This is a genomic window from Paenibacillus kribbensis (assembly GCF_001705305.1).
In the GTDB taxonomy this organism is placed as follows: Bacteria; Bacillota; Bacilli; order Paenibacillales; family Paenibacillaceae; genus Paenibacillus; species Paenibacillus kribbensis_B.
In genome coordinates this window covers 485,972-511,367 of the sequence record NZ_MCBP01000001.1, presented here as the reverse complement: position 1 = coordinate 511,367, position 25,396 = coordinate 485,972, and the positions used below count along the sequence as shown (strand labels likewise).

Here is a 25,396-nt window from a genome sequence, read left to right as displayed (position 1 = left end):
TTTAACAACGAATTATGCAAGAAAAAAATTCTTTACCGATCGTTCTAGATATGTTATATTAATGATGAGGGGGAAATGGAATGGCGAGAAGCTATTGGATACAATACTAGTATTTATTTTTTTCACTTTACTAGAATGTTCGTTCTTTTATAATTGAATTTCACCTTTCCCTACAACTATATTATGATAATCTGTTGTAACCAAAAACAATAAAAGGAGCACATGAAAATGAATATTACTGAACAAGTCGCCTTTGTCACCGGTGCAAACCGAGGTCTTGGTCGCCATCTTGCGCTTGAACTTCTATCCAGAGGGGCTAAGGTTTATGCTGGTGCAAGAAATCCGGATTCCGTTGACATTCCCGGTGTAATACCTGTAAAACTTGATATTACCAACCCTCAAGAGGTAGCTGCAGCTGCCCTGGCAGCTAAGGATGTTACGCTTCTGATCAATAATGCAGGTACGTCTACAGGCGCTTCTTTGATTGACGGAGATCTTGATAAAATACATCTGGAGTTTAATACACACGTCTTTGGTACATTATCCATGGTTCGTGCTTTCGCACCTATTCTTGCAAAGAATGGTGGGGGATCAATTCTGAATATTCTTTCCGTATTATCTTGGGTTAGTATGGGAAGTGAAGGCGCGTATACGGCTGCAAAGGCGGCAGAGTGGGGACTGACAAACGTACTGCGCTTAAATCTGTATCCTCAAAATGTGAGAGTTGCTAGCTTGCATGTGGGATTTATGGACACAGACATGACGGCAGGTGTTGAAGCTCCCAAAGCCAACCCCGCGGATATTGCAAAAATTGCTATTGATGGTATAGAGTCCGACAGCTTTGAAATTGTCGCCGACGACGTGAGCCGCACTGTCCAAAGCGGTCTAGCCGGCGGTGTTGCTGCGATATACCCACAGCTATCCTAATACGTTAAGCCAGGTATTATTGGTTGACCTTGCTTGGGTAAACTTTGACTATAAAAGTTCGCTTCATTTACCTTGACGGACAAGGGAACTTGCGTGTTGAAAATACGGATGATATTGCCGTAATAGTCCTCTATTGAACATTGGGAGGATTCAGGATCTTTTTGCGTAATTGGGGTGTCACCGTTAACAAGAAGCAAGCTGGCACAATTATGACGAAGATCATGAATATTGAATGGCAAAGCCGTCTTCAGAAAATTCTGGAGGGCTTTTTTTTTATTTCCCAGCGATGATGCCATTTGCGAAGAAAAGGAGGGCTGTGATTAAGAGGAAGGTAGGCAAACTCAACGATTGACCTCGTCTTTTCACGTGTTGATTGGAAATTTCATTTTTAACAGTAAATTCAATTTATGATCATGATTTTCAGAAAAATAAAGAAATTAACAGAAAACATTAGAATGGCCTGTTTATTTTGGAGTATATAGCTTTATACATATCTTTATAGAAAAATATGTATTTTTTTGAACATTGAGCAAAATCCGTATTGGAACTATGATGAAACTGGTTCTTATTTCCAATGAAAGAAAGAAGGCGATCGAATCGGTCACACTCACCGTCTTAGGCACCATGATATGCCCGCATGCAAATGTATCTTGCAATCGCTACGTTTCGTAAGTGAAGAGCGGAAATTATGAATTGAAGTGCAGTCATGGATGTATTGTGTCTTGAACACAGCGAAAGGAATGTGAATTTTTATGAAAAAAGTAGCTTTAGTAAGCCCGTTGAGAACAGCGGTCGGCTCTTTTAACAAAACCCTTGCGCCCCTAAGCGCTCCTGAATTGGGAGCAACTGTGATGACAGCATGCCTTCAGCAAAGCAAATTAGAGCCTGCTTTGATTGATCAAATTTATTTGGGAAATGTTCTTCAAGCAGGCAATGGCCAAAATCCTGCCAGACAGGCGGCCCTAAAAGCAGGTATCCCCATCGATGTACCGGAAACAACGATAAACACGGTTTGCGGTTCTGGACTTCATGCTGTCGCTTTAGCCTACAATTCAATATTGGCGGAACAAGGAAACATCGTCCTGGCCGGAGGCATGGAGAGCATGTCGAACGCCCCTTATCTGCTAAGGAATGCAAGAAACGGCTACAAGCTTGGCAACGGTGAATTGGTAGACTCCCTGGTGGCCGACGGCCTAACGTGCCCGATCAACAATTATCACATGGGAATTACCGCAGAAAATGTTGCCGAGAAATATGGAATTTCAAGACTTGAGCAAGATGAATTTGCCTATGAAAGCCAGATAAAGGCTGTAGAAGCAAAAAACAAGAAGGCTTTTGAAGAAGAGATTGTTCCGGTCACGATTAAAACCAAAAAAGAAACTATTGTTTTCACAGAGGACGAACACATAAGAGGAAATACAACGAAAGAAAAACTTGCTCATTTAAAAACTGCGTTTAAGGAGAACGGAACGGTTACCGCCGGAAATTCTTCGGGAATCAATGATGGCGCGGCGGCTATGCTTGTAATGTCGGAAGACAAATGTAAGGAACATGCGTTAAAGCCGTTGGCATATATCAAGGGTTATTCACTTGTTGGCGTTGACCCTGCATATATGGGAATGGGGCCGGTGAAAGCCATTTCGTCACTTCTTAAGCAACAGGGAATATCCATCGATGCCATTGATCTTTTTGAAATTAATGAAGCGTTCGCCGCACAAGCATTAGCGGTATTAAAAGAGCTCGGGGTCAGTCCGGAGAAGGTGAATGTCAATGGCGGCGCGATCGCGATCGGACATCCTGTCGGTGCAAGCGGTGCTAGGGTATTGGTTACGTTGGTTCATGAAATGGTGCGAAGATCTTCACGTTACGGCATAGCCTCGTTATGCATCGGAACGGGAATGGGAATAGCGATGCTGGTTGAAAATGCGCTCATTTAAAGTGCGCGTACGACATTGAATCCACTTCGTGATAAAAAGCTAACTTTTTGGACTACCTCTTAAAAGGAAGGGAGATCGCTATGAATCAAAAAGATGTACTTTCACTCCAATCCATGCCTGCCGCCAGCGCCAGTTATGGGCGTCCGCCATGCCGCTTTATCAACCGGGAATTTTTTATAATTACCTATGAATCTGATCCCGCTGCGATTAGACAGGCGGTCCCGGAGCCTCTTCAGCCGGATGGAAGCAATACGGTTTCCTATGAATGGATCAAGATGCCCGACTCATCTGGTTTAGGAAGCTATGAGGAAAGTGGTATTGTCATTCCGTGTACTTTTCATGGAGAACCCTGTAATTTTGTTGCCCAAATGTATTTGGATAATGCACCTGCTATTCTTGGGGGACGTGAAATCTGGGGATTTCCTAAAAAATGGGCGAAGCCTCGCCTGGCCGTTGAGGAGACGGAGACGCTGACGGGTACACTGCATTATAATAACGTCCTGGTGGCCATGGGAACCATGCCTTTCAAATATAACATTCTTGATGAAAAGGAAACGGCTAAAGCCATCGCAAAAACACAAGTTAATTTAAAATTAATACCTGATGTTGACGGTACCCCCAAAATTGCTCAGTTAGTAGCGTATAATCTCGAAAACATTACTGTAAAAGGCGCCTGGTCAGGGCCTGCCAGATTAAGCCTAATCCCTCATGTCAATGCTCCTGTGGCAGATTTGCCGGTTAAAGCTTATACGGGCGGAAAACATTTTATTGCCGATTTAACGCTTCCATATGGAAGAGTCCTTTACGATTATCTCCAATAAAGTTTGCTTTTCTAAATCAATTTCATAATACCTCTGGCTGCTTTAATCAGGGCTGGGTATAGATCAAAACGGTTCAATTTGTCTATATCCAGTTTCAAGTATTGGGATTTAATGAGTTATGAACTGATTATCCTAAAAATATATATATAAGGAGAAGGAACCATGAATAACAAAGTAATCTCCACTGAAGAAGCAGTTAAAAAGGTCAAAGACGGAGACACGGTGATGGTCGGAGGTTTTCTGGCAGGAGGCTTTCCAGAGGATCTGGTGCGTGCACTTGTCGACACAAATTCCGCCAGCAATCTTACGGTTATTTCCAATGACACAGGCACACCGGAATTATCGATCTATAAACTTGTAAAAAGCGGCAGAGTAAAGCGGATTTTTGCATCCTATATCGGCTCCAATCCGGAAACGGGAAGGCTCCTTATGACGAAAGAAGCGGAGGTCCAACTCTTCCCGCAAGGCACGCTCGCGGAAAAAATACGGGCAGGAGGAGCCGGTTTGGGCGGTGTTTTAACCCCTGTAGGTGTAGGCACCATTGTAGAGGAAGGAAAAAAGAAAATAGAAATTGACGAAAGGGAATATTTGCTCGAACTCCCGCTCAAAGCGGATGTGGCACTAATCAGAGCCCATAAGGCTGATGAAGCGGGGAATCTTGTCATCAACGGCTCTTCACGCAACTTCAATATGGTTATGGCTACAGCGGCAGAGTATGTAGTTGCTCAGACAGACGAATACGTAAAGACGGGAGAAATTGACCCCAATCATGTCAACGTTCCCGGAATATTTGTCGACGCAATTGTAAAGGTGGGTGGAAACGCATGAATAACAGAGAATTAATTGTTCGGAGAATAGCCCAGGAATTCAAAAATGGCGAAGTTGTCAACCTTGGTGTTGGAATGCCTACAATGGTAGTGGACTATATCCCCGAAAACATTCATATTATGCTGCAGGCTGAGAACGGAATCCTCGGTGTAGGCCCCAAAGCCGCTCAGGGAAAAGAAAAACTCGATTGTATCGATTCAGGCGGAAACTACGTTACAACTACGGAAGGAGCTTGCTTTTTTGACAGTTCGCTTTCATTTTCCATCATCCGCGGAGGGCATGTGGATATCACCGTTTTGGGAGCCCTGGAGGTCGATGAGAAAGGCAACCTTGCAAGCTGGATGATCCCGGGGAAAAAGGTGCCGGGCATGGGGGGAGCCATGGATTTGGTGGTGGGAGCCAAGCGAGTGATTGTAGCCATGGAGCATGTGAACAAAAATGGGGCGCCGAAAATACTGAAACAATGCAAGCTGCCCCTGACCGCTGTAAATGTTGTAAAGACCATAGTAACCGAAAAGGCTGTCATCGATGTTATTCCGGGTAGAGGGCTGATGCTGAAGGAAATTGCTCCGGGTTTGTCGGTGGAAGACGTTCAAATGGCAACAGAGGCTAAGCTGATGGTTTCACCACATTTGAAGGCCATTGCAGTGTAAAGGTCACCATACTTACGATTTTACAAGCTCTTGAATTTCCTAAATGGAGATTTGAGAGCTTTTTTTGTGGAGTTTCGGCCGAGGCTTGCTTCGTTCGATGACACAGGCAGCCGACATAGATGATCTCCGTAATGCAATCCAGGTAAGAAAAGTCCACCTATCCCAACTATTCGCTACCGTTTTGGAAAGGGTTATCTGATATATTTTAAAAAGAAAGCGGTAACAGAAATACTGACGAAAGAAGGAAATGCGATGAACGATGAATTGCAGCATGGGCCAGGTTCCAACAATGCGAGACTGGAGGAAGTTCTTGACGACAGGAAATTTTTGGGGCATCCAAAGGGCGTGGGAGCTTTAGCGGCTGGTAATTTTTTTAATTCTTTCGCTTGGGGAGCCTTGTACGCGATTTTGATCTTTTATCTTTATTCTCCGTTTACGAAGGGATTGGAATTTACGCAAGGTCAGGCCGCATCCATGGTAACGGCGATGGGAGCGTGTAATTCGATCTTTGGCATTTTGGGGAGCTGGCTGGCGGACCGGGTTTTGGGTATGCGCAAAGCCTTGATCATAGGGAACATCGTAAAAGGGATCGCTTTTGGGATTCTGGCCATTCCATCCTTTTCCCTCACCCAAGGGAGAATTTTTGCATTCATCGCCTTATTTTTAATGTCGCTTCCAATTATGGGGGCGAGCAATGCTTCTCTGACAGGCCAACTGTATCGCAAAACCGATAATGGAAGACGTGACGCCGCTTTTACGATTCATTCCATTGCTAACAATATTGCCGGTCTAATCGCTCCGGTGTTAGTCGGTCAAATTGGCATGAAAAACTACCATATTGGCTTTCTTATCGCTGCCGTGGCTGCTTTTCTCTATGGTGCCGTTATCTTTTTCACCCAACACAAGTTTTTTGGGCCCCTGGGAGAAAAGCCGATCAAGCCTCTTGAGGAAGGGAAGTTCGGTAAAATATTTGTCCGATTTATGTTAGTCCTGATTGTTTTAATCGGCACCATTGTAGCATTGGTCCTGGAAAAAGTGATTTCTTTCCAGGGAGTGCTGAATATTATTACTTCGGCGACCTTTATTATTCCGATTGTCTTCCTGACCAATCTGCTGAGTAAAAAAGATTTAACGGCTCTTGATCGAAGAAGAATGAAGCCTTTCCTCAAATTGTTCTCGGCACAAATCGTGATGGCGCTCTGCGGAGTTATGTTGACCTCGACGGTGGCTATTTTCATAGACCAGAAAATTAACCGCAATATTTTGGGATTTGAGGTCGCTCCAGGATCGGTCGGGACCATCTACACCGTCTTAGGTCTGATACTGGCGCCGGTCTTTGTATGGCTTTGGACAAAGACACGCGCAACGCATATTCGTACAACATATAAATACGGCTTGGGCATCATCTTTTCAGCCTTTGGCTACGGCTTATTAACCATTCCGATTGTCCTGTTTAAGGACCAGGCTCCGTACAGCTTGTGGTGGATGGTATTTTATTACCTGTTCCTAACCTTCTCGGATAATTTGGTCTGGCCGATCGGTTCCTCTTTTGTGGCCAAATTGTCACCTGAGGCTTATGATACCCAGATGCAGACCGCCTGGGGGCAAGCCGGCACGATAGGGAACGGAATCGCCTTGATTTTGTTCAACTTCTACCAGACGGCGGATCAGCAAATGAATTTGTTTCCAATTATGACCGGACTTTTGCTTGTTACGGCCTTACTCATCTTTGGTTTCTCCAAAAATATTGAGAAGGACATGGTATAAAATACAAAGTGCTGACAGAGCCATTTGTCGGCGCTTTTTTGAAAGGGAGCGAATGGGTGTGCCAATTGTCTATCATGAAAAGTCTAGGCAGTTTCATCTATTCAATAATGAGATCAGTTATATTTTCGGTATTATGTCCAATCATCAGCCGGGGCATTTGTATTATGGCAAAAAAATCCGCGACCGTGAGGACTTTACGCATCTTCTGGAACTGGGCTTCCGCGACATGTCCCCTTGTGTTTTTGAGGGCAATGCCAAGTTTTCGCTCGAACAGGTCAAACAAGAGATTTCCATATTCGGCTCAGGGGATCTGAGACATTGCGGATTGCATATTCTCCAGGAAGATGGCAGCCGTACCGCTTGTTTTGAATACATGAATCATAAGATTCTCCCCGGTAAACCTTTGCTTGAAGGATTGCCTGCAACTTATGTGGAGACTGACGGGGAAGCACAAACGCTTTGTATTTTTTTGATTGATAACTGGCTTGGTTGTCAAGTGGAATTGCAGTACACCATATACAGTGACTTGCCTGTATTGACTAGAAGCATAAGGATAAGCAATTCAGGAGAGCAAAAAATACAGCTTGATTCCGCGATGAGCTTGAATCTGGATCTTCCGGACAAAGATTATGAAATGATCGAACTAACCGGAGCTTGGGGAAGGGAGCGGCATATTCAAACACACGTGCTTCATCCGGGCATTCAGAGTATTTATAGTTTGCGAGGACATAGCAGTCATAATTATAATCCGTTCATCGGATTAAAAAGGAAAGGGACAACAGAATTTTTCGGGGAAGTGATCGGATTTAGCCTGATTTATAGCGGCAACTTTTTGGCTCAAGTAGAGGTGGACACTTACGATGTAACGCGTGTTATGATGGGGATTCACCCGCATGGATTCAGTTGGAGTTTGCTGCCGGGAGAAAGCTTCCAGACGCCCGAAGTCGTGATGGTTTATGCGGATAAAGGGTTGAATCAAATGAGCCAGGCCTTTCATGAGCTCTATCGAACACGATTAGTGAGAGGAACCTGGAGAGACAGGACGCGGCCTATTTTAATTAATAACTGGGAAGCTACTTACATGAAATTTAATGAAGAGAAAATATTGGGGATTGCGCGGTCGGCCGCCGAGTTGGGAATTGAGCTATTTGTGCTGGATGATGGATGGTTCGGTGAGCGAAATACGGATACGACCTCATTGGGGGACTGGTATCCTAACAAGGATAAATTGCCTGACGGGATTTCCGGTCTTGCCCGTAAAATAACGGATTTAGGCCTGAAATTCGGACTTTGGTTTGAACCGGAGATGATTAGCAAGGAAAGCGAACTTTATCGGAACCACAGCGATTGGACGTTGTCTGTTCCTTATCGCTCCATGAGCCCGGGTCGCAACCAATACGTATTGGACTTGACGAAGGCCGAAGTCATTGATTTTTTGGATGAAGCTATGAGTAAAATACTGACCGAATCGGACATCTCTTACGTAAAATGGGATATGAACCGCTCCATGTCGGAAGTATTCTCCGCAGGCAGAGAGAGCGATTTTCAAGGAAAAGTGTATCATCAATACATTTTAGGATTGTATGAACTATTCGAACGACTGACCCGTAAGTTTCCGGAAGTGTTATTTGAATCTTGTGCCAGTGGAGGAGGCAGGTTTGATCCAGGCATGCTGTATTTCTGTCCGCAAGGCTGGATTTCAGATGATACGGATGCGATTGAGCGATTGAAAATCCAATACGGCACATCTTTCGTATATCCAATTAGCAGTATGGGGTCTCATGTTTCGGCGGTCCCTAACCATCAAACCAACCGCAGCACTTCACTTGTCACACGAGGAGATGTGGCTTATTTCGGAACCTTCGGATATGAGCTGGATTTAAACCTGCTATCCGATGCGGAAAAAGCAACGATAAGGAAACAGATCGACTTTATGAAAGAGAACCGGGAGCTCATACATCAGGGGATCTTCTATCGACTGGTTAGTCCATTTGAAGGAAATGTAACTGCATGGATGATATTGGCAAAGAATAAAAACCGCGCCATTGTGGGGTATTATCGTACACTTACCGAAGTAAATGTAGGGTATAAGCGGTTGAAACTAGCAGGTCTGGATACGGATAAAAAGTATCGTGTTGCCCATGCCGACGAACGTTACTACTATGGAGACGAATTGATGGAAATCGGAATCTTGCTGAACGACAGCACTTCCGGAGACTATCTATCCAAAGTTCCAAAGGGAGATTTTCTGTCCAGATTGTTTATTCTGGAAGCTGAATAATAGCAGACGAACAGCAAGAACCCGAACCGTCAGGTCTGGGTTCTTGCTGTTTATCGGTAATAGTTAGCTATCAGGCGCTCAGAATCGGCGGGATATATCAATCATTTTTTGTTAAAGTGCTTGCGATAAAAAGTTTTTCGATACTGCGTTGGGGTGACGGTCTCAAATTTTTTAAACAGGCGCATGAAATATTTCGAATCATCATACCCGACTTCCGAAGCGATTTCGATAATGCTCAGATCTGTCTCGGTTAACAATTCTTTAGCGTGTTTCAGTCTGAATTTAATAATCTGTTCCGAAATTCCGATTCCTGTGTTTTGCTTGTAAATTCGGGATAAATAGTTTTTGTTATACTTAAAATGATTCGCAATGTGTTCGAGTGTGATATTCTCAAAGGCATGAATTCTGATCCAGTCCTGAATCGGTTGCAACTGGTTTCCGTTAAAATTTTTTTGTATCAGATAATTCGTAATTTCCGAGGTCAATTCGTATAAGAGGCAGGATAAATAAGCGTTCAAGTAATTTTTATGTTTCTTTTCCTCGTATAAATCGAGCAGTTGATTAAACATGATATGGAAGCGCCTGGAGTCTACTTTGTTGGTGTAAACGGGCAAAATAATCATCCGGTCCAGATCGTTTTCGCTAATTTCCTGGATGACCTCCGCTTCTGTTTTAAGTTTTAAACAGGCTGCTGAAAAATGAAGCCAGTGAAATTTCATACGGCCTTGGTAAACTTTAAGTCCCCGGTGAAGCGTGTTAGGAGGGACAACAAGAATCTCACCCGTTTCAATAGCGTAGGGAACATTGTTGCTTTCGATGTACAGGGTCGAATCCACGGGGCTGATGATTTCATAACTATCGATGATTCTTTCTTTGTGGATCCAGGGCTGATCTGTAATAAAAGTGCCAGCGGACAAGAAGGTGGCCTGCTCCAAATACTCTTTATCAACGAAGTACATCATAAGACCCTCCAATTCGAATCTGCCATATAGTAAATATAATCCACCTAATCTTTTTTTCAACTACTTACTTTAAAAATGTTTTCTTGTAACATGAATGGTGTAAAAGCGATTTTAAAAGTTGGGTTAGGAGGAAAACCGATGTCAAATAAACGGAGTGATCTGGAAATCGTTCAAGGGGATATTGAGGTTTTGCACCTAGGAAATTTGAAGACGGTTGAGTTCGATATTCATTTACCGTCTGAAGGCAAAAATGGTTCTAAAATTACTTGGGTGTCGAAAGATGATCGTTGGATTGACGGTTCGGGGAAAGTACACCAGCCCGAGTACGGGAAGGGGGATCGGGTGGTTCCAATTACCGCGACCTTTCAGTATGGAGAGGCGAGCCATCAAAAGATTTTTGAAGTTAAAATTTTGGAGGAGAAAAATAGAATCCAGGTCGAAAAAGTCTTTCCCGTCGTTATAAAGCAGGAAGTGAACAAGGAATTTCACTTGCCTTCCGCGATCACCATTCGAACCGTAAGCGGGGATATCCTGGCCCATTCCGTAACATGGCACGGGGGAGAAAATCGTTGTTTTTCGGAAGTCGGTGAGCAAAAAGCTGCTGGCTATTTGACGGATACGCATTATGAGGTAGAGGCTGTTATCTTCATTGAGAGCAGGATTAAAAACAAGAGCAATAAAGCACCTCAACTGCATGACATTTCGATACAAAAAGTACATCTGGAAGGCCCCTCTTTGTTGAAATCCGCGCAGAATCGGAGACTGCAATTTTTATTGACAGTCAATGATGATCAAATGCTATACAATTTTAGGAAGGCCGCCGGTTTGGATACATTAAATGCACCGGCCATGGTCGGGTGGGACTCGGATGAAAGCTTACTGAAAGGGCATACCACCGGCCATTATCTCTCCGCTCTGGCTTTATGCTATGCATCCACGGGGAATGAACGGATTCACCAAAAATTGGCTTACATGGTCGATGAGTTAAACAAAGTGCAGCTGGCCTTCGAGGCGGATGATCGTTACCATTCCGGATTTCTTAGCGCCTATTCCGAAGAGCAGTTCGATTTGCTGGAAGTGTATACACGATACCCGGAGATTTGGGCTCCCTACTATACCTTGCACAAAATATTAGCCGGCTTGTTGGATAGTTATCATATAGCGGGAATAGAACCGGCGCTGGTCATTGCCGACAAATTGGGGGACTGGATTTACAACCGGTTAAGTGTACTGCCGCATGAACAATTGAAAAAAATGTGGGGCTTGTATATTGCCGGCGAATTTGGCGGCATCAATGAATCGCTGGCCGAACTCTATACTTACACGCAAAAGGAACATCATATTGCTGCTGCAAAGCTGTTCGATAATGATCGTTTGTTCTTTCCGATGGAACAACAAGTGGATGCTTTGGGCGCAATGCATGCCAATCAGCACATTCCACAAATCGTAGGCGCATTCAAGATTTTCGAGGCTACCGGGGAACAAAAATATTATGATATCGCAAAGTTTTTCTGGGAATCTGTTGTGGACGCGCATATCTACTCCATCGGAGGAACCGGTGAAGGGGAAATGTTTAAGCAGCCGCACAAAATAGGTGCGCATCTTACGGAACATACGGCTGAAACCTGTGCTTCATACAATTTGCTGAAACTGACCAAGCAGCTATATGTGTATGAGAAGGATGTAAAGTACATGGATTATTACGAAAGAACAATGATAAACCATATTCTTTCTTCGACGGATCATGAATGCCTGGGTGCCAGTACGTACTTTATGCCGACTAGTCCAGGCGGACAAAAAGGATATGATGAGGAAAATTCCTGCTGTCACGGTACGGGATTAGAAAACCACTTCAAGTATGCCGAAGCGATTTTCTTCGAGGATGCCGATTCCTTATATGTCAACCTGTTCGTTCCATCGGCATTGAATGATGAAGGTAAGGGATTGCAGGTTGTACAATCCGTACCGGAAATTTTCAACGGTGAAGTCGAAATTCACATTGAAACGTTGACGAGAACGAATTTAAGAGTTCGCATTCCCTACTGGCACCAAGGAGAAGTCACGGCCTTGGTAAATCATACAAAAGTGAATACTGTAGAGGAGAACGGTTACCTTGTTCTTTCGCAAAAGTGGAACAAAGGAGATAAAGTGACCATGAAATTTACACCTCGGCTGCGCCTGGAGCATACACCGGATAAAGCCGACATCGCATCTCTGGCCTTTGGCCCCTATATTCTAGCCGCTGTCTCGGACCAAAAAGATTATTTTGAATTGTCGGCGAATCAGGGGAATCTCCCGGAAAAATTTGAGCGAGTGGCAAATTCAAATCGTTTTATCTTCAAGGATTTGAATCTCGAATTTGCGCCACTAGCTGAACTGAACCATGAACACTACCATTTATATATAAAGACCAAATGATTAGACCAGAAGGGGGGGAGAAATCAATAAATCCCCCTCTTTTTTCTAGTTAAAACGGAGGCTATGGGTGATGAAGCGAATCGAACGTTTACTGAAGAAAATGGCGGAGGAAAAGCTGCCGGCCATGTACGTAAGCAATCCGAAGAATGTCCGTTATCTGTGCGGGTTTACAGGGGAGGATTCATCTTTGATCCTTTCTGAAGCTGCTGTTTTTTTCATTACGGACAGCCGCTATGTGGAACAGGCCCGCGAAGAGTTAAGTGATCTGATTCAGATTGTGTGCTGGACTCGATCTATGATGGCCGAAACAGCAGAAATCATCCGTAAGCATCATATTCAAGAGATTGGATTTGAAGGATTCCATTTAAGCTACAGCGATGGAGAGCTTTTCAAGTCGTTGGTCCAAATCAAAACCAGAATAGCGGATGGTTGGATAGAGGAGTTCAGAGCGGTTAAAGACGATGATGAAATCTCCAAAACTTTAGAGGCCGTAAAAATAGTTGATCAAACGTTTATGCACATTTTAAATTTTATACGGCCGGGAATTTCCGAGAAGCAGGTGGCAACGGAACTGGAGTATTTCATGAAGCGTATCGGGTCCGAGAGAACCCCCTTCGAAACCATCGTTGTATCCGGCATCCGGTCTGCTTATCCCCACGGAGTAGCCAGCGAGAAAATCATCGAACTGGGAGATATGGTGACCCTGGATTTTGGTGCCACCTTCCAAGGATATTCATCAGACATGACCAGAACGGTTGCGGTTGGCAAGCCTGATTCACGCCTTAGTGAAATTTATGATTTGGTTTTGGAGGCGGAGTTGGCGGGTGTGAACGCTATTTGTCACGGGATGAAAAGCAAAGAGTTGGATTCGATTATCCGTAGTCCATTTGTAAGAGAAAATATGAATGATCGATTTAATCATGGTGCTGGCCACAGCATTGGACTGGATAATCATGAAGCGCCTTTTATCAGTTATCGGTCCGAAGAAGAATTCGTGGAGAATATGATTATGACGGTTGAACCGGGTTTATACTTACCAGGCCTTGGGGGAGTTCGGATTGAGGATGATGTTCTGGTCAGAAAAGAGAAGAGCCAGGTGTTGACAGGATCTCCGAAAAAGGATCTGATCGAATTGCCGTTTTATGAATAATTCTTGATGAGTAGCTAATAGAGAAAAAATAATAGTATATTATTAGTTATGACAAGTAGCATTCTACGCAATTATAGACGAAATTCAGATGAAGCTATGGAAAGGTTGGAGGAAAGATGGAAAAAGCTACTTTTGCAGGTGGATGCTTCTGGTGTATGGTGACTCCATTTGAGGAGCTGCCTGGCATTCATGGCATTGTCTCAGGCTATACTGGAGGGACGGTTCCCGATCCGACCTACGAACAAGTTAAAACAGGAACTACAGGTCACTATGAAGTGGTGCAGATTACGTTTGAGCCTGAACTGTTTCCATATGAAAAGCTGCTGGAATTGTATTGGCCGCAAACAGATCCTACCGATGGGGAAGGTCAATTTCAGGATCGGGGTACACAGTATAAGCCGGCTATTTTTTATCATACGGAGCGGCAGCGGGAGCTTGCGCAACAGTCCAAGGAGCAGTTGGCACACAGCGGACGCTTTGATAAGCCAATCGTAACGGAAATCCTTCCGGCTTCGATATTTTATCCAGCTGAGGAGTATCATCAGGATTACCACAAGAAAAATGTAAAGCACTATAAGGAAGATCGCGCCCAATCAGGTCGTGATGAATTTATCAACAAGAATTGGTAAACGATTTTAAATATACGCTTTTACGATTCTGAGGCAGGTCAGAATTCCTCGGTCTGCCTTATACATATTTAGACGAGGTTACTCACACAATGAAGGGACAGAGAAGGAGGCTGACCCGCAATGAGTAAACGACGGAAGCTGAACATGAGAAATATCATTAAAAAAGCGATACAGGCATTTCGTGATCGGAACCAGCGAACGTATGCGCATGTTTATCACCCAAGCTCTAAAATACGAAGAACCGCTGTGGTCTGTATTTCGGTCTGTTTGATGTTCATGGTGTGCGGAACTGCTTGGAGCATGGGAACTGATATTGCAAAAGCAACAGACAAGCAGGAACGGGAGAAAAAAATGGTTGCCATCATTATCGATGACATGGGGAACAACATGAAAGGGACAGAGCAGATTTTACAATTACCCGTTAAAATCACGGTGGCTGTGATGCCCTTTCTGCCTACAACCCAACAGGATGCCATAGAAGCGCATAAGCGCGGTCATGACGTCATCGTTCATCTGCCCATGGAGCCAAAGCAGGGAAAGCCGGAATGGCTTGGACCGGGAGCGATTAAGGCCAATATGACGGATGACGAAGTACGCGCCAAGGTGACAGCAGCCATTAAGGATGTCCCTTATGCGATAGGGATGAACAACCATATGGGTTCCAAAGTCACCTCAGACAAGCGCATTATGTCCATTGTTCTTGATGTTTGCAAGGAGCATGGGCTATTTTTTGTCGATAGCCGTACAAATTATTGGTCTGTGGTACCTGAACTTGCCGCTGAAAAGGGAATGCCACCCGTGCGCAATGATATTTTTCTGGACGATACTCATACGCTCGCCCATGTGAATCGGCAAATTACGAAGGTGATTGAATGGCTGGACAAGCACGACACCTGCGTAACGATTGGACATGTTGGTGTAGCTGGCAAGTACACGTCCTCGGCCCTTCAATCCTCGGTTCCTACGCTAAAAGATCATGCCAAGTTTGTGGGCATTAGCGATCTGGTGCGTTCTGTATGGGGATGGAAGGGAAATCCTGCGGCCAACACTACCATACCGTCAGATGTGCAATAATGCCTTCGGCTATAGCCTCAGCAATGTTTTTCTGTCCGCGATCCGCTGAAAGCATGGCTCTGTCTTGTGCATTACTGATAAATCCCGTTTCCACAATTACTGCGGGATGCTGGATTGTATTCAGAAGATAAAAGGGTTTTCCGTAAACGGTTTCTCTGTTCATGCAGAATAAGCGGTTTAATGAATGCTGAATTCGCTCAGCTAACAGAAAACTGCCGCCTTCATCCTGATATAAAACAATCGGTCCCCGTTTTTCGGAGCGCTTGGCCCAATTCACATGGAGGCTTACAACCAAGGAGGTAGGCAGCTGCTCGGTGAGACTTTTGCGCTGGGCAAGGTCTTTTAAGTGTCTCGATTTGGAGGAAAGCCAGCGGTTGTCGTCACTCAGTGCATAATCCTTGTCCCGATTCAGGACAGCAGGATAGCCCTGCGAGCGCAAAATCAGGTACAGTTTTTGACCGATGGCAAGGTTGATATCTTTTTCCAAAAGTTTTTTGTGACTTGTTCCGCCATCCACACCGCCATGGCCGACATCGATCAGGACAACAGGCTTGGCAAACGCATGATAGGGTGAAGATGCGCTGGATTGACCATCTGTGGTCTTGTTCAGTTCAGTGCTTTTTTCACTGGGCTGAGTAGCTGCATCAACAAAAGGCGTAAATACAGAACTGCAAAGGATGCATAAACTCATCCCAAGTCCTGTCAGCCATATCTTGTTCAATTTCTTATTTTGCACGTTCTATTCCTCCAGTAGACGGATTGATTGCAGCATTGCTGCCTCCAAATAAATCATTAGCTATCGGGTACAGATGATGTTGAAGATAGTATGTTCCATTTAAGGGAAACCATGCATAGTTATTCCCGTAGGGATTAGATTTTTTGAAAAATGAGCAAGCTAGGTTTATCTGCACCTAACGCATAAATCCGATATTTCCAAGTAGCTCGAATGGAAATGCTAAGGAGCAGATTGAAGGAGGTTGTACAGGATGGCGAAGAGTGACGAGTTGGTGACATATATTACGGAGCGGATTGTTCGGTATATCGAAACGCCGCGTGATGTGCGACGGAGTCAAAAACAGGCCAGAGAGCCGTGGATGAACAAATGGTTTGGCATGCTGCCACTCGCTCTTAAAATGTGGATAAAATCCACACGCAGAAGACGAAGGGAGAGACATTGAACCTGCGAAAGAGACCACAATGGGCATAGGGTATGCCGTTTGAGGTCTCTTTTTATGTTGCAGAGATTATTTCGGATGACTTCGTCATTGTAATAGCTAAGAGTCCAAACGATAAAATTCGCCAGCTGACAGCAACTGTTTTAGGGGTACAAAACGGGAGAGGCCACTGTGCTGGGTTAGCGCATATATAATTGGATGTGACGGATCATCTGGGGATGTCCAGGATTGATACCCGTTAATGGATAAGGGACCGCCAAAAGCAAAGTTGATGCTTGTGGCAGAAAATATAATACGTGGTGATGTACGCAGCGTGTCTTTCAATTGGTTTGCGTTATGGATGGAAAGCTTTTGCTTGGATTGAAGCCAGCCAAGATCGTCATAGGGGTCAAAGGGATCAGCCGAGAAAGTAACAGATTGCGCCTGTGTTTGCAAAAAGTTGACAGTTGAAGGGGGTGTGTGATTGCGGAGCTTATGTTTCCAGCTCCCATCTGCTACTTCTACCGGCAACGGATCACCGGTAACGGCATCAATACATAATTCGCTGCCTGTAGAGGAACGTACCAGCCAGTAGGCTAATAGCGGTTCCTCATACATAGGTGTGATTTGCAGCTTGTCGCTGGATGAAAATTCGGTCTCTGCGAGAGACTTAAGGGATTGGCGAAGCACATTCATACTGTATGGCCCGCCTGGACCGTTCCCGTATTCGTTAAGCTGATAAACGCCATTTGTGTCTGTTCCGATAATCAGGTAGCCAATCGATTCTCCCGCACGGTTCACTTGAACAAGCCAACTGTGGGTTCCAGGTCCGAGTGGATGGTAGCTAAGCTCGGCATCTTTCCACTGGGCAAAAGGAGGCTGCGACGATAGAGATTGTATCGTGTCGTCCGCTGTCCGTTTTACGTCGGAAGGCACACCTTGCTCTTGAATAGGAGAATTTGCAGAGACATCACCTGCAGATTCCTGCAATGGGGAAATCTGAGAGTTTGCTTGGTAGAGGAACTCTGAGCTTACATGGTTCCCCTGAGCGGCTGAGGGAGCCGCATGGATAGAAGCGAACGGACAGATTGCGGACAGGCCGATTAGAACAGCTGCGATCATGCCCACGCTATAGTGCCCGGAATTATTTTTCTTCAAATGAAATCCACCTTTCTGCCGGCCTGCTTGGCTGGCGGAGGCATTCTTTTTTATCCAGCATACAGCTTGTCCGGTGAAAAGACTGCTGCACCTTGTCGGCGCAAAGCTTCTGACCATGTTCGCTTTTTGCTGTCGATAAATAGGGGCAGGCTCAGCAAAGCTTGTCGTTCTCATAGCGGAAACCGTTCCAGTCTGAAGCACGATGTTACAAGCTGACGATACTTCTGCATCTAGCCTGCGAAGGAACGAGAGATATCGGTTACCGCAGGTGAAATATGCCGCAGTTAATGGCGGATACGAGTACCTTGGGCTCATATTGCCATACCATTTCTTTACGACGGGCTTGATGCTGCTCCATTATGGCTTCCTTTTTGTCCACTTCTTCTTTATCCTGATCTTTCTGCTCCTTGGTTAGATCCTCGTAGTAGTGGTCAATGACCTCCAATTCCTCCCGTAATCTTTCCTTTGCTTGCTCTGCCCAGTTATAATCCTGCTGTCGGAGCTGGTCGGTGAGGTAGCTTTCAAGCGAATTGGACGCCTCGGGGACAGTTAGCTTGGCAGACTGCACATGCATATTGCCCGCCAACAGCGGGCTTAGTTGACGGGCTTCGAGCATGTCGCCAAAGTCGGACATGATTGTGCCGCTCTTGAGTGAAATGCCCAGCCAATGAAGCTCCTCTCGCTTCAAATCACAGGCAAATTCAACCTTATAGCAGACGCCGAGCCAGGCTTCGTAGACTACGGGAGAACGGGCAGTCAGCTGACGGGCATCAGGCTGCTCAAACAAATAAACATATTTTCCCCCGTCCCGTGCAGCTTCAAAAATTTGGTGCAAACGACGGCTTCCATAATGAAGCTCCTCTTGCAAAATACGTCCGGGCCCGAGCTGCGGCGATGCTGGAACATGGCCGAAGTAGCGGCCCATTACCTGATCCTGAGCGGGATTACCTGCTGCCGGAGCTGGCGATGCCTGATTAGACAATCGTTCCTGTTCCGTCCGGTAGGCTGCTCCATCAAAAATGAACGTGAAGGACATCGTCTGTGCTGGAACGCCAGTACGCTCTACGTACCCCCAATAGTAGGGCCGGTTGGTTAAGGCTTTATCCGCTTCGATAGAAAGCTTGACAGTTACATGGCTCGGCGATCTCTCGATTACGCTGCATCCGGTAGCTTCCAGATAGGTGAGGACAAAACGCTGAACTTGCTGCGAACTCATGCTCACATTAGCGGCCTCCTTTCACGCTGCGCCGATCTTTGGTCGTAGGAGCTTGCTCCATTTCCATTTTGATGGAATCCAGCGAGTGGCCCAGTGCTTGCATTTTTCGGCGAATTTCATCGTCATTGCTGGATTCAAGCATGATTTTGTACAGACTTTTTTCAATCGATTCTTTTTTCTCGAACTTCTCAAGAATGACGTCCAGTCCGCCAATGACCATTTCGAACATATTAATCTTTTCATGCAAAAGGTGAAGGATATGCTCCTCAATGGTTCCGGTTGTGGACAAGTTGAAGATATGAACATCATGCTGCTGTCCAAGCCGATGCACCCGTCCGATCCGCTGCTCTACCCGCATGGGGTTCCATGGTAAATCGAAGTTAATCATATGGTGGCAAAATTGCAGGTTAATGCCTTCACCGCCCGCTTCGGTAGCGATCATGACCTGAATGCGTCCCCGGAACAGATCCATCATCCAATCCTTGCGTCCCCGGTTCATGCCGCCCCGGTAAGGAACGGCAGACAGCCCACGGTCACGGAAATAATTCAGCAAATATTCCTGTGTAGCCCGGTATTCGGTAAAAATAATCACTTTTTCGTTCATCTGACGGATGAGTTCGAGCGCTTTTTCCGCTTTGGAATTGGCCTTGATCGCTTTAATGTGTGCGACCAAATCCCAGACGCGATCGCGCAGAGGAGAGTCCGGTGCCATCTTTTTGGACAAATTAACGAGCGTGACGAATACGGCATCCCGGCTGCTGCACACTTCCCGTTGAAGGGTAACGAGAGACAGCATACTGCTTAAATTTCCGCCATTCGCCTGATATTGCTCTTTGACAAAAGAGGTCACTCCATCGTACAGCGCCTGCTCCTCTGGTGAAAGCTCCAAATGAATGTTGGAAACATTTCGTTTGGTGAATTGAACCGGGCCCTCTCCGCGGCGATTGCGGATCATAACTTTGGATAGCTCATCCTTGAGTTGATCCTCATTTTTGGGCAGACGCTTATCCACCACGAAATTGGCTGAAAAATCGCCTTGTCTTCCCAACTGACCGGGCTTGAGCAATGTAATGAGATTAAACAGCTCTGACAAGTCATTTTGGATGGGAGTTGCCGTCAGGAGCAAACAATATTTTTTACGCAGCTTCATAATGAACTGGTAGTTGGATGTCTTTTTATTTTTCAGCTTGTGAGCTTCGTCGATAATGAGCAGATCATAATCAGTATCCAGCAGGATGCTGCTGTGTGGCTCCCGCTTGGCGGTATCCATAGAGGCCACGACGACCTCGGATGACCAGGAATATGTCTTTTTTTGGGCGACAGCGGAAATGCCAAATTTGCTGTTCAGCTCACGCACCCATTGCAGGACTAAGGAAGCGGGTACAAGAATGAGTACTTTAGCAGCAAGCCCGCGAACCAGATATTCCTTGAGGATCATTCCAGCTTCGATGGTTTTGCCCAAGCCGACTTCATCGGCAAGAATGGCGCGTCCGGACATTTGAAACAGTACCTTTCGAGCCGTATCCAGCTGATGGGGCAGTGGAGTGAGGTCTTGCAAATGCTGCAAACATTGAAGCTCATCAAAGCTCGGTACCAGCTTGGCTCTTTCCGCCTCGATTGCCAGCTGATACAGATTCCAATCTCCCCACGGGCCTCCCTTGTGCAGGCGCTGGTCCAGCTCGTCCTGCCAGCTGCGGTCAAATTGCACCGGAACAGGTAACGACGCTTGATTTTGCGTGTGCGGGGAACTTGTCGATTTGGCTTTCATGATGATTCCCTCCCTCCTGGTAGTAGCACAGTTGAAGCTCTTGGCTCTGTCACATCTATGGCATCTATTTTGCACAGATCGTAGATGTAGTATGGACGGAAAAAGATATCTTCATAACAAGAGGAATGAAATCCGTTAGCTGCCCTCCATTAACTTTTGGAGTTTGCTTTCCGTAGAGGATTGCGCGTTGGGTGTGTAAATGCTGCAGCGCAGATCGACGCCCCCCTGTACCTGAAGGGAGGTTAGGTCAAACAACATTTTGCCGGCCTTGGCATGACGAAACTCTATGAGCACCTCCGGCGCGGAGCTTACCTCGCTCTGATTCCAAAGCTCGTTGAACTCTCCGTAGGTCTGACTCATATTTTGTATAAATTGTGCATACCAAGGGTCTGTCACGTATTGTCCGTAATAGGCGCGAAAAATGGCAAGAAACCCTTTTACAAAATGCTCCCAATTGACGGCGAGACTCTTAAACTCCTTTTTGGTAAACAGCAGTTCAATCATATTGCGTTGTTCATGTGGCAGCTCGGCAAAATCCATAAAAACATGCGCTGCAGCCGCATTCCAGCCGACAATATGGCAGCGCCGATCTGAAATAATAGCAGGGCAGTAGTGCAGTTCCTGCACAATCTTTTGTAGTGAGGGGGATATGACCGTTTGCTCTGCAGGAGCAGGAGGGGCATGAAATCCGGCTTCCAGCGCCAAATCATACAAATATTTACGCTCATCTGTGTTTAACTGCAAGGCGGCTGCAATGGCGTCCAGGACAGAGGCTGACACCTTGATATCCCGCCCCTGCTCCAGCCAGGTGTACCAGGTCGTACTCACACCAGCCAGCTGAGCCACTTCTTCTCTGCGCAAGCCGGGTGTTCTGCGACGTGATCCTTGGGGCAGGCCAACCATATGCGGGTGTAGACGAGCTCTTTTTGTTTTGAGAAAAGCAGATAATGCTTCCAGGCGTGCCTCGGTTTTCATAGGTATTTTCACTCCATTTTTCCTATAGTAGTGTTTATTATACCAGGATAAACAAACACTTGTAATAGGATAAACCGAGGGTAAAATGAGGATTGTAAGTAAGTTACCGAGCAGGAGGAATGAATAGCTATGCAAAGAGTAGTAATAACAGGTATGGGTGTCGTGTCGCCACTGGGCAATGAAGTAAACACATTGTGGAAAAATTTGCTGGAAGGCAATTCAGGTATACGTAAAATTGATACATTCGAAGTGTCTGATTTGAAAGCACAAATCGCCGGGCTGGTACAGGATTTTGATGCAGAAAAACAATGGGGACGCAAGGATGCCAGACGAATGGATCGGTTTACTCAGTTTGCATTGTATGCGGCAGAGCAAGCGCTGAAGGATTCAGCTCTGGATCTGGATCATATCAATCTGGAGCGCGTCGGGGTCTATGTGGGATCAGGAATCGGCGGTTTGGACACGCTGGTAGACAATGTAGAGGTGATGTTAAACCGTGGTCCGGGCAGAGTTAGTCCGACACTGGTGCCGATGATGATCTCCAATATGGCTGCTGCTCAAATTAGTATCGCATTCGGAACGATGGGCCCTACGCTGTCGCCTGTTACGGCCTGCTCTATCGGGAATACGGCGATTGGCGAAGCGTTTCGGACCATCCGTACAGGGGACGCGGACGTCATTTTTGCCGGTGGAGCAGAAGCGGCGGTTACCCGATTAGCCTTGGCCAGCTTCTCTAATGCGACGGCCTTGTCAACACGCAATGAGGAGCCTTCGATTGCCAGTCGACCGTTTGATCAGGACCGGGATGGTTTTGTCATGAGTGAAGGCGCAGGTATTCTGGTGCTGGAGTCGCTGGAACACGCCATCCAGCGTGGGGCGGAAATCTATGGCGAGGTCATCGGCTATGGAGCCAGCTCGGATGCCTATCATATGGTTGCACCGCATCCCGAAGGAACCGGGGCTTATCTGGCGATGAAAGCGGCCCTTCATTCGGCCCGTATCACTCCTGAAGAAGTGGACGTGATCAGCGCCCATGCAACAAGTACATCGGTGGGAGATATAGCTGAGACCCGCGCGATTCACAAGCTATTTGGCGACTATGCCTATCAAATTCCGATTACCGCGAATAAGTCCATGCTGGGTCATATGCTGGGAGCCGCGGGCGGTGTCGAAGCGATTGCGCTGGTTCAAAGTCTGCGGGAAGGCATCATTCCGCCAACGATGCACCTGGACAACCCGGACCCGGCCTGCGATCTGGATTATGTGCCTCACCAGGCGCGCAAGGCATCATTAAATATCGGGCTGTCCAATTCTTTTGGCTTTGGCGGTCATAATGCGGTCATTGTGCTGAAGCGCTACGAGTCCTAAGCGTAATGAGTGGTTGAAGCCTCAGGCGTTCTATCCAGTTGGATGGAATCCCTGAGGTTTTTTTATTCGAGAAACAACAGATTCATTTTAGATAAGAGATAAAGTAAGATGAAGGAAAACATTTCTATACGGGAATAATAAAATATGCTATTGTCCAAATCATAACTAATAATATTAATCAATTGGCGATAGAGAAATTCACCAAAGTTGGGGATAAAATAATAAAAGCTTATCGTTCTGGAGAAGCGTAAGCGTTCGCCTTTGCCTTTGGATTTCACCCTTTAAAAATAGTTCAGGAAATTCAGAGGCAACAGCGATCGAAGGAATGATCCGTTCGCGTAGCGGGCATTGATGCAGATACTTATTTAATGCACGTACTTACCTCAAAAATGCTTATCACTGTAAAATTAAAAAGTGTGATTTATCAATGAAAGGTTTGGAAAAATGAAAATAGACAGACTGCTTTCTATCGTCATTTTACTGCTGCAAAGAAATAGAATACAAGCGAAGGAACTGGCGGATTTGTATGAGGTTTCAATACGGACGATCTATAGAGATATTGAAGCGATCAGCATGGCCGGTATTCCGGTGGTAACCTTTCAGGGAGCAGGTGGGGGAATCGGCCTGATGGAAGGATACCGTCTGGATCGCAGTATGCTAACGGATCTTGATGTAAAGGACATTGTGATGGGTCTGCAAAGTTTGTCCTCGTCGCTCGGTGGACCGAATGTGTCACGGTTGCTTAACAAATTCGAGAGCATCATACCAGAGTCCGGAAGAGAACCATTTAGTGTCCGCGCCACCCAGTTCATCGTTGATCATTCCGGATGGGGAAATCAGGCTGCGCAGGAAGGCAAATTGATAAAGGTGAAGGAAGCAATGAGCCGAGCGCGCACTGTTGCTTTTACTTATCGAAACGCAGAAGGAGTGATCACCGAGCGGACTGTCGAGCCGCATACGCTCGTTCTGAAGGGACAACAGTGGTTTGTATATGCTTACTGTCCCGACAGGGAGCAGTTTCGTTTGTTCAAGCTTTCCCGCATGAGTGAACCTGTGGTGACAGAGACGGCTTTCACCCGCAGGGATCTTTCCTATGAAGTGCTGCCATGGAATGAAGGACGGATGGCAGCGTCCAGAGCTGTACAGCCATTTACATTGCAATTTAACCGCAATTCCAGGCATTTGGCGGAAGACTGGTTTGGCGTGGAAGCGCTGATCGAACAGACGGAAGGAATCTATACGGTTTCGGTCCCGTTTCCAGAGGATGCGTGGGCGTACGGATTTATTCTAAGTCTGGGACCGGATGTGGTTGTCAAAGAACCGGCCCATTTGCGAGACAAGATACGGGAAATGGCGGTGCGTATTGCGTCTAATTATGAAGATGCTACCGAATCATAGAGGAAATCCTAAAAGAATTTTCGGGCTAAAGTAAAACAAACCTGACTGATAGCTGTCAAGTTTGTTTCGTTATACTGGTTGCATATCAGATATCAGTTAGCGAAAGGAGCTTAACAGGAATGGATAAAGTTTGTCAAAGCTGCGGGATGCCGCTGGAGCATGAGGATCAATATGGAACAGATGCACAACATGCTAAAACAGATGAGTATTGCAAGTATTGCTACAAGGAAGGTGCATTTGTGCAGCCTGACTTGACTATGGAGGACATGATTCAGCAGTGTGTACCCATCCTGGTAGGGGAGGGAATGAAGGCAGAAGAGGCGACTTCGATGCTGGGCAATTACCTGCCGATTTTGAAGCGGTGGCGTTCTTCAGAGCATACGGGACTTCAATTGGATGGACCTGTTCGGGAGGAATACCGGGGTGACATCCATTTAGTCGGGCTGAAAGCACGTACAAGTAATCCCAAAGAACAAACATCCCACGGGATCATTCCGGCCATGTGGGAACGCTTTTGGACTGAGGATGTGCCAGGTCGGATCAGGGGCCGTGAAGGACAGGCTTCCGTCTATGGCTGTTACACTGACTATGAAAATGGAGCTTTGGGCGAGTACACTTTTTTTATCGGGAAGGAAGCGGCTGCGGATTTCCAAACTCCTGACGATCTTGAAAAACTTGTAATTCCGGCTGCACGCTACGCTGTTTTCCAGGCAACCCAAGAGCCTTCTTCTGTATTCCGTGTATGGCAGACCATTTGGCAGTGGGCTGCCATGGGACATGCGGAGCGGACATATACAGGTGACTTTGAAGTATATGGCGGTGCAGACGAGCCTGTTTTGATTTACATTGCGATCAAGTGATCAATTTGTAGTCACAGAGATAACCGTCCGGCCATGGTTGTGGCACGGGCGG

At 46.0% G+C, this 25,396-nt stretch carries 22 protein-coding genes; 16 read left to right on the top strand and 6 right to left on the bottom strand.

Annotation, left to right across the window (positions count from 1 at the left end):
• Positions 1-228: 228 nt before the first annotated feature.
• From BAZ21_RS02280 to BAZ21_RS02250, 7 genes are all read left to right on the top strand, one after another.
• Complete coding sequence (locus tag BAZ21_RS02280) at positions 229-927, top strand: SDR family oxidoreductase (protein ID WP_068496668.1); 699 nt, start codon at positions 229-231, stop codon at positions 925-927.
• Between the two features lie 752 nt (positions 928-1,679).
• Positions 1,680-2,864: an acetyl-CoA C-acetyltransferase gene (locus BAZ21_RS02275; RefSeq protein WP_068496666.1), complete on the top strand. Its 1,185-nt coding sequence runs from the start codon at positions 1,680-1,682 to the stop codon at positions 2,862-2,864.
• Between the two features lie 80 nt (positions 2,865-2,944).
• A complete protein-coding gene (locus tag BAZ21_RS02270; protein ID WP_068496664.1) occupies positions 2,945-3,685 on the top strand; it encodes an acetoacetate decarboxylase in 741 nt (246 codons plus the stop codon).
• Between the two features lie 162 nt (positions 3,686-3,847).
• Complete coding sequence (locus tag BAZ21_RS02265) at positions 3,848-4,513, top strand: CoA transferase subunit A (protein ID WP_068496662.1); 666 nt, start codon at positions 3,848-3,850, stop codon at positions 4,511-4,513.
• The gene (locus BAZ21_RS02260) at positions 4,510-5,166 is read left to right on the top strand and encodes a 3-oxoacid CoA-transferase subunit B (RefSeq protein ID WP_068496660.1); all 657 of its coding nucleotides are present in this window, start codon (positions 4,510-4,512) and stop codon (positions 5,164-5,166) included. Before BAZ21_RS02265 ends, BAZ21_RS02260 begins: the two co-directional genes overlap by 4 nt.
• A gap of 252 nt (positions 5,167-5,418) precedes the next feature.
• Positions 5,419-6,933, top strand: coding sequence for a peptide MFS transporter (locus BAZ21_RS02255; RefSeq protein WP_068496659.1), 1,515 nt, complete (start codon positions 5,419-5,421; stop codon positions 6,931-6,933).
• Between the two features lie 52 nt (positions 6,934-6,985).
• Complete coding sequence (locus tag BAZ21_RS02250) at positions 6,986-9,214, top strand: alpha-galactosidase (protein WP_084011490.1); 2,229 nt, start codon at positions 6,986-6,988, stop codon at positions 9,212-9,214.
• Positions 9,215-9,315: 101 nt separating this feature from the next.
• Here BAZ21_RS02250 and BAZ21_RS02245 read toward each other — a convergent pair whose 3' ends face one another.
• Entirely contained in the window at positions 9,316-10,173 is an 858-nt protein-coding gene (locus BAZ21_RS02245) for a helix-turn-helix transcriptional regulator (protein ID WP_068496656.1), read from the bottom strand.
• Between the two features lie 141 nt (positions 10,174-10,314).
• On the opposite strand from BAZ21_RS02245, the gene BAZ21_RS02240 reads away from it, so the two are divergent.
• The 4 genes from BAZ21_RS02240 (at position 10,315) to BAZ21_RS02225 (ending at position 15,447) form a co-directional block, all read left to right on the top strand.
• Positions 10,315-12,594 (top strand): beta-L-arabinofuranosidase domain-containing protein, encoded by a 2,280-nt coding sequence (locus BAZ21_RS02240; RefSeq protein ID WP_068496653.1) that lies wholly within the window; start codon positions 10,315-10,317, stop codon positions 12,592-12,594.
• Positions 12,595-12,664: 70 nt separating this feature from the next.
• A complete protein-coding gene (locus BAZ21_RS02235; protein ID WP_068496651.1) occupies positions 12,665-13,744 on the top strand; it encodes a M24 family metallopeptidase in 1,080 nt (359 codons plus the stop codon).
• 116 nt (positions 13,745-13,860) lie between these two features.
• Positions 13,861-14,373 carry a peptide-methionine (S)-S-oxide reductase MsrA gene (gene msrA, locus BAZ21_RS02230; RefSeq protein ID WP_068496650.1) on the top strand — a complete coding sequence of 171 codons (513 nt, stop codon included), beginning with the start codon at positions 13,861-13,863 and terminating at the stop codon, positions 14,371-14,373.
• Positions 14,374-14,493: 120 nt separating this feature from the next.
• Positions 14,494-15,447, top strand: a complete 954-nt coding sequence (locus BAZ21_RS02225; RefSeq protein ID WP_068496648.1) for a divergent polysaccharide deacetylase family protein — start codon at positions 14,494-14,496, stop codon at positions 15,445-15,447.
• On the opposite strand, the gene BAZ21_RS02220 is transcribed toward BAZ21_RS02225, so the two are convergent.
• Complete coding sequence (locus tag BAZ21_RS02220) at positions 15,422-16,183, bottom strand: N-acetylmuramoyl-L-alanine amidase (protein ID WP_068496646.1); 762 nt, start codon at positions 16,181-16,183, stop codon at positions 15,422-15,424. The genes BAZ21_RS02225 and BAZ21_RS02220 overlap by 26 nt on opposite strands.
• A 250-nt stretch (positions 16,184-16,433) precedes the next feature.
• On the opposite strand from BAZ21_RS02220, the gene BAZ21_RS02215 reads away from it, so the two are divergent.
• The gene (locus tag BAZ21_RS02215; protein WP_068496644.1) at positions 16,434-16,625 is read left to right on the top strand and encodes a YqzE family protein; all 192 of its coding nucleotides are present in this window, start codon (positions 16,434-16,436) and stop codon (positions 16,623-16,625) included.
• 96 nt (positions 16,626-16,721) lie between these two features.
• On the opposite strand, the gene BAZ21_RS02210 is transcribed toward BAZ21_RS02215, so the two are convergent.
• Positions 16,722-17,759 carry a hypothetical protein gene (locus tag BAZ21_RS02210; protein ID WP_068497063.1) on the bottom strand — a complete coding sequence of 346 codons (1,038 nt, stop codon included), beginning with the start codon at positions 17,757-17,759 and terminating at the stop codon, positions 16,722-16,724.
• On the opposite strand from BAZ21_RS02210, the gene BAZ21_RS29350 reads away from it, so the two are divergent.
• Positions 17,760-17,975 carry a hypothetical protein gene (locus BAZ21_RS29350; RefSeq protein WP_218061412.1) on the top strand — a complete coding sequence of 72 codons (216 nt, stop codon included), beginning with the start codon at positions 17,760-17,762 and terminating at the stop codon, positions 17,973-17,975.
• Between the two features lie 43 nt (positions 17,976-18,018).
• On the opposite strand, the gene BAZ21_RS02205 is transcribed toward BAZ21_RS29350, so the two are convergent.
• From BAZ21_RS02205 to BAZ21_RS02195, 3 genes are all read right to left on the bottom strand, one after another.
• On the bottom strand, positions 18,019-18,981 hold the full coding sequence (locus BAZ21_RS02205) for a YqhG family protein (protein WP_068496642.1): 963 nt from the start codon (positions 18,979-18,981) through the stop codon (positions 18,019-18,021).
• Position 18,982: 1 nt separating this feature from the next.
• Positions 18,983-20,743: a DEAD/DEAH box helicase gene (locus BAZ21_RS02200; protein WP_068496640.1), complete on the bottom strand. Its 1,761-nt coding sequence runs from the start codon at positions 20,741-20,743 to the stop codon at positions 18,983-18,985.
• 135 nt (positions 20,744-20,878) lie between these two features.
• Positions 20,879-21,718, bottom strand: a complete 840-nt coding sequence (locus BAZ21_RS02195; protein ID WP_068496638.1) for a helix-turn-helix transcriptional regulator — start codon at positions 21,716-21,718, stop codon at positions 20,879-20,881.
• A 129-nt stretch (positions 21,719-21,847) separates the two neighbouring features.
• Here BAZ21_RS02195 and fabF point away from each other — a divergent pair, with 129 nt between their 5' ends.
• The 3 genes from fabF to BAZ21_RS02180 all read left to right on the top strand — a co-directional run bounded on the left by fabF (position 21,848) and on the right by BAZ21_RS02180 (position 25,344).
• The gene (gene fabF, locus BAZ21_RS02190) at positions 21,848-23,086 is read left to right on the top strand and encodes a beta-ketoacyl-ACP synthase II (protein ID WP_068496637.1); all 1,239 of its coding nucleotides are present in this window, start codon (positions 21,848-21,850) and stop codon (positions 23,084-23,086) included.
• Positions 23,087-23,530: 444 nt separating this feature from the next.
• Positions 23,531-24,484: a helix-turn-helix transcriptional regulator gene (locus BAZ21_RS02185; protein ID WP_068496636.1), complete on the top strand. Its 954-nt coding sequence runs from the start codon at positions 23,531-23,533 to the stop codon at positions 24,482-24,484.
• A 119-nt stretch (positions 24,485-24,603) separates the two neighbouring features.
• Positions 24,604-25,344 (top strand): zinc ribbon domain-containing protein, encoded by a 741-nt coding sequence (locus BAZ21_RS02180; protein WP_068496634.1) that lies wholly within the window; start codon positions 24,604-24,606, stop codon positions 25,342-25,344.
• Positions 25,345-25,396 lie beyond the last annotated feature (52 nt).